General features: G+C 58.6%; 12 protein-coding genes. 7 read left to right on the top strand and 5 right to left on the bottom strand.

What is annotated here, in order from left to right:
• Positions 1-25: 25 nt before the first annotated feature.
• Genes AC2FH8_RS06085 through AC2FH8_RS06075 form a run of 3 tightly spaced genes read right to left on the bottom strand, consistent with a single transcriptional unit; the run spans position 26 to position 1332 of the window.
• The gene (locus tag AC2FH8_RS06085; RefSeq protein WP_185956647.1) at positions 26-187 is read right to left on the bottom strand and encodes a hypothetical protein; all 162 of its coding nucleotides are present in this window, start codon (positions 185-187) and stop codon (positions 26-28) included.
• A gap of 47 nt (positions 188-234) precedes the next feature.
• A complete protein-coding gene (locus tag AC2FH8_RS06080; RefSeq protein ID WP_496688835.1) occupies positions 235-855 on the bottom strand; it encodes a pyridoxamine 5'-phosphate oxidase family protein in 621 nt (206 codons plus the stop codon).
• Positions 856-867: 12 nt separating this feature from the next.
• Complete coding sequence (locus AC2FH8_RS06075) at positions 868-1332, bottom strand: nuclear transport factor 2 family protein (protein ID WP_142635774.1); 465 nt, start codon at positions 1330-1332, stop codon at positions 868-870.
• 296 nt (positions 1333-1628) lie between these two features.
• Between AC2FH8_RS06075 and AC2FH8_RS06070 the strand changes: the two genes are divergently transcribed.
• Both AC2FH8_RS06070 and AC2FH8_RS06065 read left to right on the top strand, forming a co-directional pair.
• On the top strand, positions 1629-2204 hold the full coding sequence (locus AC2FH8_RS06070; protein ID WP_496688830.1) for a TetR/AcrR family transcriptional regulator: 576 nt from the start codon (positions 1629-1631) through the stop codon (positions 2202-2204).
• A gap of 106 nt (positions 2205-2310) precedes the next feature.
• Positions 2311-3468: an acyl-CoA dehydrogenase family protein gene (locus tag AC2FH8_RS06065; protein ID WP_496688828.1), complete on the top strand. Its 1158-nt coding sequence runs from the start codon at positions 2311-2313 to the stop codon at positions 3466-3468.
• Between the two features lie 55 nt (positions 3469-3523).
• Here the strand turns inward: AC2FH8_RS06065 and AC2FH8_RS06060 are convergent, their stop codons facing one another.
• Entirely contained in the window at positions 3524-4417 is an 894-nt protein-coding gene (locus tag AC2FH8_RS06060) for a LysR substrate-binding domain-containing protein (RefSeq protein WP_142635780.1), read from the bottom strand.
• Between the two features lie 98 nt (positions 4418-4515).
• On the opposite strand from AC2FH8_RS06060, the gene AC2FH8_RS06055 reads away from it, so the two are divergent.
• The 4 genes from AC2FH8_RS06055 to AC2FH8_RS06040 are packed head-to-tail and all read left to right on the top strand — an operon-like array spanning position 4516 to position 10229.
• Positions 4516-5685, top strand: a complete 1170-nt coding sequence (locus AC2FH8_RS06055; protein WP_496689151.1) for a pyridoxal phosphate-dependent aminotransferase — start codon at positions 4516-4518, stop codon at positions 5683-5685.
• Between the two features lie 10 nt (positions 5686-5695).
• On the top strand, positions 5696-7888 hold the full coding sequence (locus AC2FH8_RS06050; RefSeq protein ID WP_496688826.1) for a dehydrogenase E1 component subunit alpha/beta: 2193 nt from the start codon (positions 5696-5698) through the stop codon (positions 7886-7888).
• Positions 7885-8919: an ACP S-malonyltransferase gene (locus AC2FH8_RS06045; RefSeq protein ID WP_282021580.1), complete on the top strand. Its 1035-nt coding sequence runs from the start codon at positions 7885-7887 to the stop codon at positions 8917-8919. The genes AC2FH8_RS06050 and AC2FH8_RS06045 overlap by 4 nt, the downstream gene beginning before the upstream one ends.
• Positions 8920-8960: 41 nt before the next feature.
• Positions 8961-10229 carry an NAD(P)/FAD-dependent oxidoreductase gene (locus AC2FH8_RS06040; protein ID WP_496688824.1) on the top strand — a complete coding sequence of 423 codons (1269 nt, stop codon included), beginning with the start codon at positions 8961-8963 and terminating at the stop codon, positions 10227-10229.
• Here the strand turns inward: AC2FH8_RS06040 and AC2FH8_RS06035 are convergent.
• Positions 10216-11121 carry a LysR family transcriptional regulator gene (locus tag AC2FH8_RS06035; protein ID WP_496688822.1) on the bottom strand — a complete coding sequence of 302 codons (906 nt, stop codon included), beginning with the start codon at positions 11119-11121 and terminating at the stop codon, positions 10216-10218. The genes AC2FH8_RS06040 and AC2FH8_RS06035 overlap by 14 nt on opposite strands.
• Before the next feature lie 76 nt (positions 11122-11197).
• Between AC2FH8_RS06035 and AC2FH8_RS06030 the strand changes: the two genes are divergently transcribed.
• The gene (locus AC2FH8_RS06030; protein WP_496688820.1) at positions 11198-14410 is read left to right on the top strand and encodes a reductive dehalogenase; all 3213 of its coding nucleotides are present in this window, start codon (positions 11198-11200) and stop codon (positions 14408-14410) included.
• Positions 14411-14501: the final 91 nt, after the last annotated feature.

Here is a 14501-nt window from a genome sequence, read left to right as displayed (position 1 = left end):
TATTGTTTCGAGGGCCGTACGGTTCTTAGTCTTGGGCCAGTTTTTCCAGCAGCAGCGAATTATAAAGCGCGGGCGGGGATGTCCGAACAGCTTCGGGGGATGCGAAAAATCCCAGCATAAGAAAGGCAATCGACAGAGCGAAACCAAACAGGACTATGAAGGCTCGGTGCAGCGTTAACGTTATCATGGTGTCAGTCCTTAAATCACAAGTTGGGGAATGCCTGGCACTGGGGCTTATTTCTTATTTTCCAGTTCCCGTTTCAGCCGGTCATTTTCCGCCTGAAGTTGGGCCAGCTGCTGGCCCAATTCGTTCAGGTGGGGGCGCAGCTCGGCCTCGGTGAATCGTGGGGTAATGTGACTTGGGCAATTCCAGTCCAGACCTTCGACCTTGATAATGACGGCGCGCTCGGCCGGGGTCTGGGTGCCTTCAGGGGAGGGGCTGGCAGCCGCCGCAGCGCCTTCGGCAATTTCGACACGCCCAAGTATTTTCAGGCGTCGCTGGTTGGCATAATCCATCAGGATCAGCGCAACCCGGTCATTGCCATCCAAATTCCCGCGCGAGATATACTGTTTGTTGCCCGAAAGATCAGCATACCCGATGGTCTGCGCATCAAGAACTCGTAAAAACCCCGCGGGTCCGCCACGATACTGCACATATGGCCAGCCGGTCTCGGACACGGTTGATTGGTAGAACCCGTCGCGGGCCTCGATGAACTCTTTTTCGGCGGCTCTAATTTCGTGACCCTGCACAGGGCCGCTTTCCAGGAATTTCGCATAGGTTTTTGCCGATCCCATCCTTTCTTGATGGATGAGAACGGCAGGCGTGAAGGTTAGTTTGGAAAAAGCACGTGGCATAATAGGTCCTTTCTACAGGCCCAGATCAGACAGGCCGGGATGGTCGTCAGGGCGCGGACCAAGAGGCCAAAGGAAAACCCGATCCTGCTGCCTGATCGGAAGGTCGTTCAGCGAGGCATGACGTTTGGCCATCCGACCATCCCTATCGAATTCCCAGTTCTCGTTACCATATGAGCGGAACCACTGGCCGCTGTCGTTCCGCCATTCATAGGCATAGCGCACGGCAATACGGTTTTCCGAATAGGCCCAGAGTTCTTTGATCAGCCGGTACTCCTGCTCATTTCTCCACTTGCGGGTCAAAAGCGCGTGAATTTCAGCATGGCCCGCGACAAACTCCGCCCGATTCCGCCATTGGCTGTCCTCGGTATAGGCGGGCGTCACGATATCCGGATCGCGGCTGTTCCAAGCATTTTCAGCCATGCGGACCTTTTGTGTAGCGGTCTCAGCAGTGAATGGCGGCAGAGGGGGGCGGCTCATGTCATGGTCCTTCAGGTCAGCGATGCAGCGAGCAGCGCGAGGGTCAACAGAAATGGGATGTACTGGCGGTTGAAGGGGCTGGTACGGCGTTTCATGACGGCTCCATAGTTAACTGATCGGTACATCGTGTCGTTAAGGTGTACTGATCGGTACCTCTTTGCAAGGGGCGCCTGTAAAATATCTAAAATTTTTCTCTATCCAGGTGGAAAATAAAGAGAATTTCCTGAACATTGGTGGCCCTTGCGGATTATGGAGGGTATAATTATGTACAGATCGGTACGTATAGGAGGCGAATCATGCGCCCAAACAAAAGGGATGAGCTGGTCCGCAAGGCCCTGAAGGTCTTTTATCGTGACGGTTTTCATGCGACCGGCATGGACAAGCTGGTGGCTGAGACGGGTGTGTCGAAGACTTCGATGTACAAACATTTCCGCACCAAGGAAGATCTGATACTGGCGGCTTTGCGCTTGCGGGACGAGAATTTCCGCAACTGGTTCATGCGTCGTGTCGAGGAATTGGCCGAGACCCCTGCGGACCAGTTGATTTCAAGCTTTGATGCACTGGGCGAGTGGTTCGCCGAAGACGGGTTTTGCGGCTGCATGTTCATCAAGGCTGGCGCCGAGTTCCAGGAGAAAGAGCACCCGATCCACGTGCAGGCGGCGGAGCACAAGCGGTTGTTGTTGGAATATTTCACGGATCTGGCCCGCAAAGCCGGTGCCTTCGACCCTGAAAGCCTGGGATGTCAGATTCTTCTGCTGAAAGAAGGGGCAATCGTGACGGCGGTTCTGTTGAAAAGCTGTGATCCCGCGCAAGATGCCAAAGCTGCAGCGCGGGTCTTGCTGGAAAACGCGTTGGCCGCACCGATCCCGTGACCCGGCGAAATCTTCCAAAAGACGTTGCGTAGCGTTTCATCCAACGCATTGGATTACTTGGCGGTCCAAATTACGCTGGCAGCAAGTTGATCTTGGAGGATGCGCAATGTCTCTTATTACCCCTACATCCAGCTGGGTGTCAGAAGAGCACCAGATGTTTGCCGAAATGGCGGACCGTTTCATGCAGGACGAACTGGTGCCCAATATCGAGCGCTGGACCGAAAACGGGGTTGTTGATCGTGCGTTCTGGCGCAAGGCCGGTGACATGGGACTGATGGCTGGCGCGATCACCGAAGAACACGGTGGTGTCGGTGGTGGCATGGGATTTGATGCTCTGACCATGTACGCCCAGACCTCGCACGGAGATTCCGGTTGGGGCTATGCGATCCAGTCGATTGTCATCCACTATATCACCGCTTATGGCAGCGAAGATCAAAAGCTGAAATGGCTGCCGAAACTCGCCTCGGGCGAGATGGTCGGCGCGCTGGCCATGACAGAGCCCGGAACCGGTTCGGATGTGCAGTCGATCCGCACAACTGCGGAAAAGAACGGTAACTCCTACTGTCTGAGCGGGTCCAAGATCTTTATCACCAATGGGCAATCTGCGGACTTGATCCTTGTGGCCGCAAAGACCGACAAGACCCAAGGGTCGAAAGGGGTATCGTTGGTCGCGGTCGAAACGCAGGGTGCAGATGGGTTCCGCAAGGGGCGGAACCTCAAGAAACTGGGCATGAAGTCCAATGACACGGCCGAGCTGTTCTTTGAGGACGTCAAGGTCCCGATGACAAACCTGATTGGTGCGGAAGAGGGGCAGGGTTTTTACCAGATGATGCGGCAACTTCCCTGGGAACGCCTGACGATTGCAATCGGTGCCCTGGGTGCGATTGATTTCGCGATTGCCGAAACAGTGAAATACACGCAGGAGCGCAAAGCCTTCGGTCAGCGCGTGATGGATTTCCAGAATACCCGCTTCAAGCTTGCCGAGTGTAAAACCAAGGCCGAAGTGCTGCGCAGTTTTGTCAACGACTGTATTGCCCGGCTTGAGGCTGGAACTTTGGATGCATCGACCGCGTCGATGGCCAAATACTGGGGGTCTGAGGTGCAGAATGAGATCATGCACGAATGTCTGCAGCTGTTTGGTGGCTATGGGTTCATGATGGAATATCCGATTGCTCGGCTTTACGCGGATGCGCGGGTTCAGATGATCTATGGCGGGACAAATGAGATCATGAAGGAACTCATCGCTCGGTCGTTGGACACATAATCCTGTTCGGAACGCTCCCGCCCCGCAGTTTTCTAGGGTGGTCGGAATGGCCCGGTCACGAGATTTGGTCGACTTGGCCTTGCAGCCAAGAACAGAACGACTTCAGCGGCTCGGATGCCACCCGGGATTGCGGCCAGACCAGAAAGAAATCGCCCAGACTGACGCCCGGGCCTTTCCAGGCGGGAACGAGTCGCCCGGTTTTCAGGTCGTCTTCGACCAGATAGCTGGGCAGCAGCGCCACCCCAAGCCCATGAATTGTGGCTTGTCCCATGGTCGAGAATTGGTCGAACAACATGCCGCCAAGCCCTGATGCCACAAGCCCTTGTGCGGCAAACCATTGCTCCCAGGCATCAGGGCGCGTTTCCAGGTGCAGCAGCGGGGCATTCATTAGCCAGTCAATCTGTTCCGGGTTTTTGGGCAGAATTTCCGGAGCGCAAACCGGTACAACATTTTCACGCATGATCGGCAGGTAGTTGACGCCGTGCCAATCTCGACGCCCGAAATGAATCGCGGCGTCGAAATGTTCCGTTTCGAAATCGAAGGGGCGAAGCCGGGTGTTCAGATTGACGGTCACCTCGGGATGTCGGCGAGCAAAGTCCTGAAGACGCGGCGCCAGCCAATGCATCCCAAACGCCGGCAGGATCGACAGGTTCAGCGATCCTCCGGTCGGATTGGCTCTGAGTTTTAGGGAGGCCTGCGCCAGTTGGTGCAAGCTTTTGCGCGCGACCTGAACGTATTCTTTTGCCGCCGGGGTAAGCTGCAGCCGCATCTGGGTTCGCTGGATCAGTTCGATGCCCAGCTGTTCCTCCATCGACTTGAGCTGTCGGCTGATGGCGCTTTGGGTCAGCGAAAGCTCTTCCGCTGCCGCTGAAGCACTGCCAAGGCGGTCAACGGCCTCGAGTGCCAGCAGAGAGGGGATAGACGGCAGAAAACGACGGGGGGCGATCATATGATAATTCCTCATACCTTTCGGATGGAATATCACTGGCTTTTAGGGCCCGCCAGCCCGATACCAAATGAATATTTTGGTCAAGAGAGACGTTGGCAGTGTCCAGGGAAATCGCAGCAGATAGTTTTAGGCGTGCAGACAGGCTGCGCGGGATTGAGTTGTCAGAGATTGTTCAGATCTCTGAGCAGGCTGCGCGCCTTAAGGCGCAGGGTGTCGATGTGGTCGCGCTCAGTACCGGCGAGCCTGATTTTCCGACCCCTGAACATGTGGTCGAAGCGGCCCATAAAGCGGCGCTGGCCGGGCAAACACGGTACCCGGCGACGGCAGGGGCGCCGGACCTCCGGGCGGCCATAGCCGAGGACGCCGGTGTGCAGTCGCAAAACGTGATCGTCTCAACCGGGGCCAAACAGGTTTTGTCGGGCGCGCTGATGGCAACGCTGGACCCCGGGGATGAGGTGATCACCGCCGCGCCGTTCTGGACCAGCTATGCGGATATGGTCAGACTGTCCGGCGGAGTTCCGGTCGTTCTGGACTGTCCTGTGTCTCAGGGGTTCAAACTGACCCCCGCACAGCTTGAGGCCGCGATTACGCTGCGCACCCGTTGGCTTTTGCTGAACACTCCCTCAAATCCGACCGGCGCCGTCTATACAGAATCGGAACTGCAGGCGTTGGGCCGCGTCTTGGACAGGCATCCCCATGTCTGGGTGATCTCGGATGAGATTTATCAGCATCTGTCCTATGTCCCGTTCACGCCCTTTGTTCAGGCCCTGCCGCATCTGGCGGATCGGGTGCTGACCGTGAACGGGGTTTCCAAGGCATATTCGATGACCGGGTGGCGGATCGGTTGGGGCATCGGGCCGTCCCCCCTGATCAAGGCGATGATCGCTGTTCAGGGACAGATTACATCTGGCGCATGTTCCATCGCGCAGGCGGCAGCATTGGCTGCGATTACCGGGCCGCAAACGCTTTTGGGCGAACGCCTGCAGGCGATGCGGGCGCGCCGTGATCTTGTGGTTGCTGGGTTGAATGCCGCGGGTCTGGAGTGTGCCGTTCCAGATGGCGCGTTCTATGTCTTTCCCAAAACACCGGCTGAAATGCCGGTCGATCACGAATTCTGCCGGTATCTGCTGGACGAAGTCGGGGTGGCACTGGTGCCGGGGCGTGCCTTTGGTTTGCCGGGCCACCTGCGGCTTTCTTTTGCTTACGCCACCGAAAGCCTGCAAGAAGGGTTGCGGCGCATTTCTGTTGCGACCGCCAGATTGAAGTAGAGGGGCCGCCATGGATCGCGCTCAGATCGTTCATGAGAATTTCCTGACACGCGTGGCGCAGCACCACCTGCCTGACGGCGCCGCACCGCGACCGGGATTAAGCAACGCCGATGCGGTGTCGCTGTACCGGTCTCAGGTTCTCAGCCGGGCACTGGACCGTACCAGCCGCGCAATGCAGAAGGCGGGGCAGGGGTTCTATACCATCGGCTCTTCCGGGCATGAGGGCATGGCGGCTGTCGCCCACGCGCTGCGGCCCACGGACATCGCGTTTTTGCACTACCGAGATGCCGCCTTTCAGATCGCACGTTCCGAACAAGTGCCGGGTCAGCAGATCGCCTGGGATATGTTACTGAGTTTCGCCTGCTCGAAAGAGGACCCGATCTCGGGTGGTCGGCACAAGGTACTGGGCTCGAAGGCACTGATGATCCCGCCGCAGACCTCGACAATCGCCAGTCATCTGCCCAAAGCTGTGGGTGCGGCCTATTCGCTTGGCGCGGCACGGCGGCACCCGCCCGACCATCGCGAACTGCCTGCCGACGGGATCGCCATGTGTTCCTTCGGGGACGCATCGGCCAACCACTCGACTGCGCAGGGGGCGATCAATACGGCGGGGTGGACCAGCGTACAGTCGACCCCTTTGCCCCTGTTGTTCGTCTGTGAGGATAATGGGATCGGTATCTCGGTCAGAACGCCAAAGGGATGGGTTCAAGCGTCGATGCAGCACCGGCCGGGGATCAAATATTTTCAGGCCAACGGTTTGGATATTTTCGAAACCTATGCGGTTGCGAAAGAGGCAGCGGAATACGTGCGCACTCGGCGCAAACCGGCTTTCCTGCATCTAAGAACCGTTCGGCTTTATGGCCATGCGGGGGCGGACGTCCCGACGACCTATATGGCGAAATCCGAAGTCGAAGCTGATGAGGCAAATGATCCGCTGCTGCATTCGGTGCGGCTGTTGGAACAGGCCGGGGCGCTATCGTCGGATCAGGCGCTGAAGATATATCAGGATACCTGCGCCCGCACCGACAGGATCGCGGCAGAGGCCGTGACCCGCCCGCATCTGACCACCGCGTCCGAAGTCATGGCCAGCTTGATCCCACCAAAACGCACCTGCAAACCCACCAATGGTCCGGGGGCCGAGGCCCGTGCAGCCGCTTTTGGCGGCGACATGCGCGCGATGGACGATCCCCAGCCGATGAGTCGTCTGATTAACTGGGCACTGACCGATCTGATGCTGGAACACGCCGAGATCGTGTGTATGGGCGAAGATGTGGGACGCAAGGGTGGCGTCTATGGCGTGACCCAAAAGCTGCAACAGCGGTTCGGCCCGGATCGGGTGATCGACACGCTGTTGGACGAACAGTCCATTCTGGGGCTGGCCATCGGTATGGGGCATAACGGCTTTGTCCCGATCCCTGAAATTCAGTTTCTTGCCTATTTGCACAATGCCGAGGACCAGATCAGGGGCGAGGCCGCGACCTTGCCGTTTTTCTCGAACGGGCAATTCACCAACCCGATGGTCCTGCGGATCGCGGGGCTGGGATATCAGAAGGGGTTTGGAGGGCATTTCCACAACGACAACTCTCTGGCCGTTCTGCGCGATATTCCCGGTGTGATCATTGCCTGCCCCTCGACCGGTTCGGACGCGGTGCAGATGCTGCGCGAATGCGTAAGGCTGGCGCGCGAAGAACAACGCGTCGTGGCATTCTTGGAACCCATTGCGCTTTATCCGATGCGCGACCTTCATCAGGCGCAGGATGCCGGATGGATGACGACCTATCCTTCGCCGGATCGCAGCATCCGCCTGGGCGAGGTCGGGGTACAGGGGGACGGCACCGATCTGGCGATTGTGACCTATGGCAACGGCCACTACCTGTCGCGGCAAGCCTTGCCCGAACTTGAGGCCGCAGGGATCCGAACCCGGATTATCGACATGCGATGGTTGGCTCCATTACCTGCAGAAGCGTTGCGCGAGGCCAGCAAAACCTGTGCGCATATTCTGGTCGTTGACGAATGCCGCCGGACCGGAAGCCAGTCAGAGGCGCTGACAACTTTCTTCGTCGAAGAAAGCCCCGACACCCCAATCGCCCGGGTAGTGGCAGAAGACAGCTTTATCGCGACCGGGCCTGCATATGCTGCGCCATTGCCGTCAAAGGATAATATTGTCACCGCTGCGCTCAATCTGACTGGAAACCGCTCATGACCCGTACCGCCGTTGTGATCTGCCCGGGTCGGGGCACCTATAACAAGGCCGAGCTGGGGTATTTGCACCGTCATCACGCAAACCGGATGCAGATGATTGGCGGGTTTGACGCCATCCGCGCCAATGCGGGGCAAGCGGCAGTCACGGCGCTGGACGGTGCTGATCGGTTCACGGTCAGTAAGTACTCGCGCGGTGATGTGGCCTCACCCCTGATTTATGCGGCCTCTTTGGCTGATGCTCAGGTGCTGGCCGATGACATTGAAGTGGTGGCTGTCACCGGCAACTCGATGGGCTGGTACATCGCCCTCGCCGCCGGAGGCGCGGTGTCGCCTGAGGATGGCTTTCGTGTGGTGAATACAATGGGGACGTTGATGCAGGACCACCTAATTGGTGGGCAGCTCGTATACCCATTCACAGACAATAGCTGGGCGGATGACCCACAGCGTAAGGCTGAATTGCTGGCCGATGTGGCGCGGATCAACGCGCAGGACGGTCAGGTTCTGGCATTGTCGATTGATCTGGGTGGAATGCTGGTTCTGGCGGGCAACGAAGAGGGCTTGCGAGCGTTCGAGGCATCGTGGCCGAGTGTGCAAGACAGGTTTCCCATGAGGTTGGCAAATCACGCCGCATTTCACACCCACCTTCAAGCTCCGGTGGCTGCGGAAGGGCGCACGCAACTTGGTGCGGAGCTGTTCAAACAGCCTGACCGGCCTCTGATCGACGGGCGTGGCAAAATCTGGTGGCCGGGTGCGACGGACACGCAGGCACTGTGGGATTACACCCTGGGACATCAGGTGACCGCTGCCTATGACTTCACCCGCGCAATCCAGACCGCCGCGCGCGAATTCGCGCCTGACCTGTTCATCGTGACAGGCCCCGGAGCGACTTTGGGCGGTGCCGTTGCGCAATCGCTGGTTCTGGCCGGGTGGCAGGGGATGTGCGATCGGGCAGCGTTTCAGTCGCAGCAAAAGGCGCGGCCTTTCCTGATCGCGATGGGGCGTGAGGATCAAAGGGCTCTTGCGACGACCTGATCCCGCGTCCTAATGGTTTTTGACACCGCAAGGAGCCCGCATTGAGCGACTACGATCAATCCCTTTGGCTAAACACCTGCCGCGAGCATGTGGAGAGCGCCCCGCTGACCAGCGATTTGTCTGTGGACCTTGCGGTGATCGGCGGCGGTTATACTGGCTGTTCCGCGGCTTTGACGGCCGCACGGGCCGGAGCCTCGGTCTGTGTCTTGGAGGCACAGGAGATCGGGCATGGGGGATCCGGGCGCAATGTGGGGCTGGTCAATGCCGGACTCTGGGTGCGCCCTGCTGACATTTGCGCCCATCTGGGGGATGCGGACGGAACGCGTCTGATCGAAATCCTTGCGGCGGCCCCAAGTGAAGTATTCAGCGTGATCCAGACACATGGGATCGAGTGCGAGCCGATGCGCAAGGGCACGTTGCATTGTGCGCATTCTGGCTCTGGTCTTGCTGATTTGAAAATACGCCATGCACAGTTGCGTCAGGCAGGCGCTCCGGTCGAGTTGCTGTCGTCGGACAAGACGTACCAGCGCACGGGCAGCGCCACCTTTCGTGGAGCTCTGTTCGACCCGCGCGCCGGAACGATCCAGCCGATGGCATATGTGCGTGGTCTGGCCCGCGCGGCTGCCGCAACCGGGGCACGCGTTCACACGCACAGCCCAGTGATGACGATGCGCCATGTCGATGGCCAGTGGCTGTTGGAAACCCCGCAGGCCACGGTGCGCGCCAAATCAGTGATCCAGGCCACCAACGCGTATCATCGGAACCTGCCCGATACGGCACCGGCCTATGTTCCTGTCTCGTATTTTCAATTCACTACTGCGCCGTTGTCCGACAATCTGCGCGCGAGTATTCTTCCCGGAGCCGAAGGATGTTGGGATACCGGCCTGATCATGACCTCTTTCCGAATGGATCACGACGGGCGCTTTATCCTCGGCGCAATGGGCAATCTAGAACATGCGGGCAGCGCCGCGCACACCGGATGGATCAAGCGCAAACTGTCAGAGCTTTATCCTCAGCTTGCGGATCAACCCTTGCAGCAGGGATGGCATGGCCGCATTGCGATGACCTCGGACCACATTCCCAAGATCACCCGGATCGGACCGGATGCGGTTTCGATCCATGGCTATTCAGGCCGGGGTATCGGGCCGGGCACGGTGTTTGGCCGTATGGCGGCTGAGAGCCTTTTGGCAGGGGATCCGGCGTTGCTGCCAGTTCCCGCTGTGGCGGAACATACTGAACGCTGGACCCGCCTGCGTCACGCCTACTTTGAAACCGGTGCTGCACTGACCCATTTGATCAAGGCGCGCTGATGTCAGCTGCTATGGCTTCGATCCTTCTGCGCAGCCAACGATGCGCCGGGTCATTGGCCGACCTTTGGTGCCAGACCATGTAAAGCGGAACCGGGGTGCATTCGAAGGGCAAATGCGCACAGTCCAACCCGGCCAGAGGACCTTGTCTCATCAAGGCGGTATCGGTCGAGATCAACGAGCTGCCCCGCACAAAGGCCGGTATCGCGTTGAAATGGGGCAGAGTCACAACCGGTGCCCTGATCTGGCTTTGATCAACGCCCCGCATGACGGCACGGGTGTTGCGGCCATCGGAAAAGCGAACCTCGATATGGTCGCTCTCGCAGTAGGTCTGCCAACTGTTTGGCGGGGTGCAATGGCCGGCATCATAAAACATCATCAGCGGGCTTTCGAGCAGCCGTTTCTGGTAAATGTCCGGCCCATCCGGTGGCAGAGGGGTGACCATCAACTGACACCGGTCGCTGCGCAACAGGTCCGGATCGGGAACGCCCGATGGGATGAACTCCAACCGTAGCCGTGCACCCTCGGCGCGTGTGTCGCGCAACAGCCTTGGGAATATCACTTCGCGTGGCATGTCATTTGTGGCGATGCGAATGTCGATCTGTTCGGATAACGGGTCAAAGGGGCGACCGTCAGTCAAGGCACGCATCCCGTCCAGCACCGTTTGAATAGGGTCCTTCAGGGACAAGGCACGTTCGGTCGGGGTCAGGCCCTGACCTGAACGTACAAACAACGGATCGCCCAGCACCTGCCGCAGTTTGGACAGCGTGTGGCTGATTGCCGATTGCGTGACCCCCAGCCGATCCGCTGCTTTCGAGACCGAGCTTTCCTCGAGTATTGTCAGAAAGACCCGCAGGACTTTGCCGTCCAAATCAGTAAAATCATTTTTATTCATATTATTTATGATTAAGTATGAATGGTTTTGCTGTCTACCGGGCATTAAGGGTCAGACGGGCTAGGGGAGGCACGCTATGGGAATCCGTTTCTTTTCAGACCGGAACAGGCCAGTTCATATGGGCGGCTACCCGCTAGAGCGGTTGGCGCGGCAAGACACAATGCCGGACCTGTCACAGGTGCCGCCTATGGGCGATCTTAGTTTTCGCCGCCCCGATCAGCCCCACAGCATCGTCAATGCGATGGGTGAGTTTCAGGCGATGATGGATGCGATCCGCGACGGGTTGGTGAACCCGGCAATGGGCGATATCCCGTCAGATCCGAATGCGCGCGCCAACCATCTGAAAGCCTTTGGTTATTTCAACGATGCGTCGATGATTGGGTGCGGACCACTGCCGCCCGAAGCACTGTTGCCCGAGCCGCGCCGCAACCCTGATATAGACCGGCTGGCTGATGCCCTGAGGACACGGCAAACCAAGACGCTGGCCTCGGGCATTGATGTCATCATGGCGGATTTGAAGGACAGTATCGAGGCTGCGCCAAAGCCAATCGACAGCCACCGCCATGCAATCGTGTTTCTGTACGAACACAACCGAGACCCGGACCTGTCCGAGCCCGGAACCGATTGGATCGTGGATGCGCAGGATCATCGCGCTTGTTTGTTGGCAACCGAGAATGCGGTGGTGATTGCCAACTACATCCGATTGCTTGGCTTTGATGCACGGGCGCATACGGCGATGTCGTCGGATGTTGATCTGGGCAAACTGGCGGTCGCCGCGGGATTGGCCTCGGCCGAAGGTGGACAACTTGTTGCCCCGTGGCTTGGGACCCGGTTCGGGTTGGCCGTGGTAACGACCGAGCTGCAGATCACGCATGACAAGCCGCTGTGTCCGATGGCTCAACAACCGTGGTTTCGTACGCAAGGTCCGGCATGGTGGTTGGGGTCGGGTTTTGCCAAGAATGCGCTGAACCGCGACCCCTATGCTAAGCGCCGTTATGTGGATGGGGCGCATCCGTTCGAAAAGCTCAAGCGCGTCGAAACGCCGACCACCTACATTGATGAAGAAAACGTCGCCCGCGTCCCCAAACGGGCCGACATGTTTGCACGGGCGCAATTCGGCGACATGGGAAAACCCATGCAGGACGCGGCCAAGGGCGGGCATTACGTGCGCAAGGCGGCCCCCAGTTTCGCGCAGCGGCGCGCGCTGGGCGCCTTTGTTCTGCTGCAGGATGGGGACAGTGCCCAGACAGCGCCGCCGACAGATGCCGTCCGGAACGCCGCCAATATCAAAGCGGCGAGCTATTTCCTTGGTGCGGATGCGGTGGGCCTCAGCCGCTGCCCCGAATGGGCGTGGTATTCACATGATGCCGCCGGAGAAGAGATTACACCGCCACATGATCAAGCCATCAGCATGATCATCGACCAAGGTTATGAGACGATGGAGGGATCCAGCGGTGACGACTGGATTGCGGTCGCTCAATCCATGCGCGCCTATCTGCGGTTCTCGCTTTTGGGCGGGGTAATGGCACAGCAAATCCGCAACCTTGGGTATAAGGCCAAGGCTCATACGGTGATGGATGGTGAGGTGCTGCAACCTCCGCTGTTGCTGTTGTCGGGGCTGGGAGAGGTCAGCCGGATTGGCGAGGTCATCCTGAACCCCTATCTGGGCCCGCGTCTGAAATCCGGTGCGGTCACAACAGATATGCCTCTGGCTCATGACAAGCCGATAGATTTCGGACTGCAGAGTTTTTGTGAAAGCTGCAATAAATGCGCGCGAGAATGCCCCTCGGGGGCGATCACCGCCGGGCCAAAACTGATGTTCAACGGCTATGAAATCTGGAAGTCCGACAGCCAGAAATGCGCAACTTACCGTGTGACAACATCGGGTGGTGCGATGTGCGGGCGGTGCATGAAAACCTGCCCATGGAATCTGGAAGGCATCTTCAAGGAGCGTCCCTTCCGCTGGGCCGCGATGAACTTCCCCCAAGCCGCGCCAGCGCTGGCGAAACTGGACGATGCGGTGGGCAATGGTGGCTTGAACGACACCAAGAAATGGTGGTGGGATATCGAATTGCAGCCCGACGGCGCGTATCGCCCGACCCAGCATCCGCTGAACCGGCGCAACCTGCAGACGGACCTTGCCCTGAAATATGAGGATCAGACGCTGGCGGTCTATCCCGCCTATCTGGCCCCGCATCCCTGGCCCTATCCTTTTGCCATGGACCGCGAAGCCGGGATTGCAGCTTATGAAGCGATGGTCACGGCAGAGGAGTACAAGGCACGCAAGGCCGCCGGGGACATGTCTGTTGTTCACAACTATTCCATCGCAGGTGATGCCCCTGTCATGCGGGTCGAGCTGAGCATGGTCGACCGGATGACGGATGATGTAACCAAGTACGAGTTCTCAACGTTGGATGGTGCGCCGCTGCCTCAGTGGACCGCAGGCGCCCATCTGGACGTGCTGGTCGCGCCAGAGTTCCTGCGGCAATATTCAATGTCCGGCGATCCAGCGAACCCAGTGACCTATCAGATCGGTGTCTTGCGCGAGGATGAGGGGCGGGGCGGCTCGGCCCTGTTGCATCGGATTTTTACCGAAGGGCGCAAGGTTTTCATCTCGAAACCGATCAACCATTTCGAACTGGATGAGACCGCCACCAGGACATTCCTGATGGGCGGCGGGATCGGTATCACGCCGATGATCGCTTTTGCCCACCGCCTGCACAGTCTGGGCAAACCCTTTGACCTGCATTACTCGGCCAGTACCCGCGCTGGGGCGGGGTATCTGGACGATCTGGCTGCAATGCCCTGGGCCGATCACGTGCACTATCATTTCTCGGACGAAGGTACGCGCGCTGATTTACAGTCAATCCTGTCGGGATATCAGGCAGGTTGGCACGTCTATACCTGCGGCCCAGATCGGTACATGGAAGGCGTGATACAGGCAGCTGAACGTCAGGGGTTCCCAGACGAGGCGCGGCATCTGGAGTATTTCTCGGTCCCCGAGCAGCCCGAATATGAGAACCATTCTTTCACGCTGAAACTGGCCAAATCGGGGCGAGAGCTGCAGGTTCCCGCCGACAAACACGCGGCGCAGGTGCTGAACGAAGCTGGAATTCAGGTCGATGTGAAATGTTCGGACGGAATTTGCGGCGTCTGTAAATGCGGTGTGATTTCGGGTAAAATCGAGCATAGGGATTTCGTGCTGTCGAACAAGCAGCGCGAAGGTGCAATCATCCTGTGCCAAAGCCGTGCTGCGGACCCGGACGGGGTGGTCGAGATCGACCTCTGATCCGAGGTCTGGAAACGACATTTCGGGATCGAAAAATAGGTCGTTCTTGCCATGGACGCCAGTGTGTTGCTGCACTAACGTCCCTGCGAAC

The sequence above is a fragment of the Ruegeria sp. CDSC025 genome (assembly GCF_059610805.1).
Note: the sequence above shows the minus strand (reverse complement) of the source record. Positions and strands in the feature narration are given on the sequence as shown.

What these genes read in the sequence shown, in the direction of transcription:
- AC2FH8_RS06085 (WP_185956647.1), bottom strand. Translation starts at nt 187, where the DNA reads ATGATAACGTTAACGCTGCACCGAGCCTTCATAGTCCTGTTTGGTTTC.
- AC2FH8_RS06080 (WP_496688835.1), bottom strand. Translation starts at nt 855, where the DNA reads ATGCCACGTGCTTTTTCCAAACTAACCTTCACGCCTGCCGTTCTCATC.
- AC2FH8_RS06075 (WP_142635774.1), bottom strand. Translation starts at nt 1,332, where the DNA reads ATGAGCCGCCCCCCTCTGCCGCCATTCACTGCTGAGACCGCTACACAA.
- AC2FH8_RS06070 (WP_496688830.1), top strand. Translation starts at nt 1,629, where the DNA reads ATGCGCCCAAACAAAAGGGATGAGCTGGTCCGCAAGGCCCTGAAGGTC.
- AC2FH8_RS06065 (WP_496688828.1), top strand. Translation starts at nt 2,311, where the DNA reads ATGTCTCTTATTACCCCTACATCCAGCTGGGTGTCAGAAGAGCACCAG.
- AC2FH8_RS06060 (WP_142635780.1), bottom strand. Translation starts at nt 4,417, where the DNA reads ATGATCGCCCCCCGTCGTTTTCTGCCGTCTATCCCCTCTCTGCTGGCA.
- AC2FH8_RS06050 (WP_496688826.1), top strand. Translation starts at nt 5,696, where the DNA reads ATGGATCGCGCTCAGATCGTTCATGAGAATTTCCTGACACGCGTGGCG.
- AC2FH8_RS06045 (WP_282021580.1), top strand. Translation starts at nt 7,885, where the DNA reads ATGACCCGTACCGCCGTTGTGATCTGCCCGGGTCGGGGCACCTATAAC.
- AC2FH8_RS06035 (WP_496688822.1), bottom strand. Translation starts at nt 11,121, where the DNA reads ATGAATAAAAATGATTTTACTGATTTGGACGGCAAAGTCCTGCGGGTC.
- AC2FH8_RS06030 (WP_496688820.1), top strand. Translation starts at nt 11,198, where the DNA reads ATGGGAATCCGTTTCTTTTCAGACCGGAACAGGCCAGTTCATATGGGC.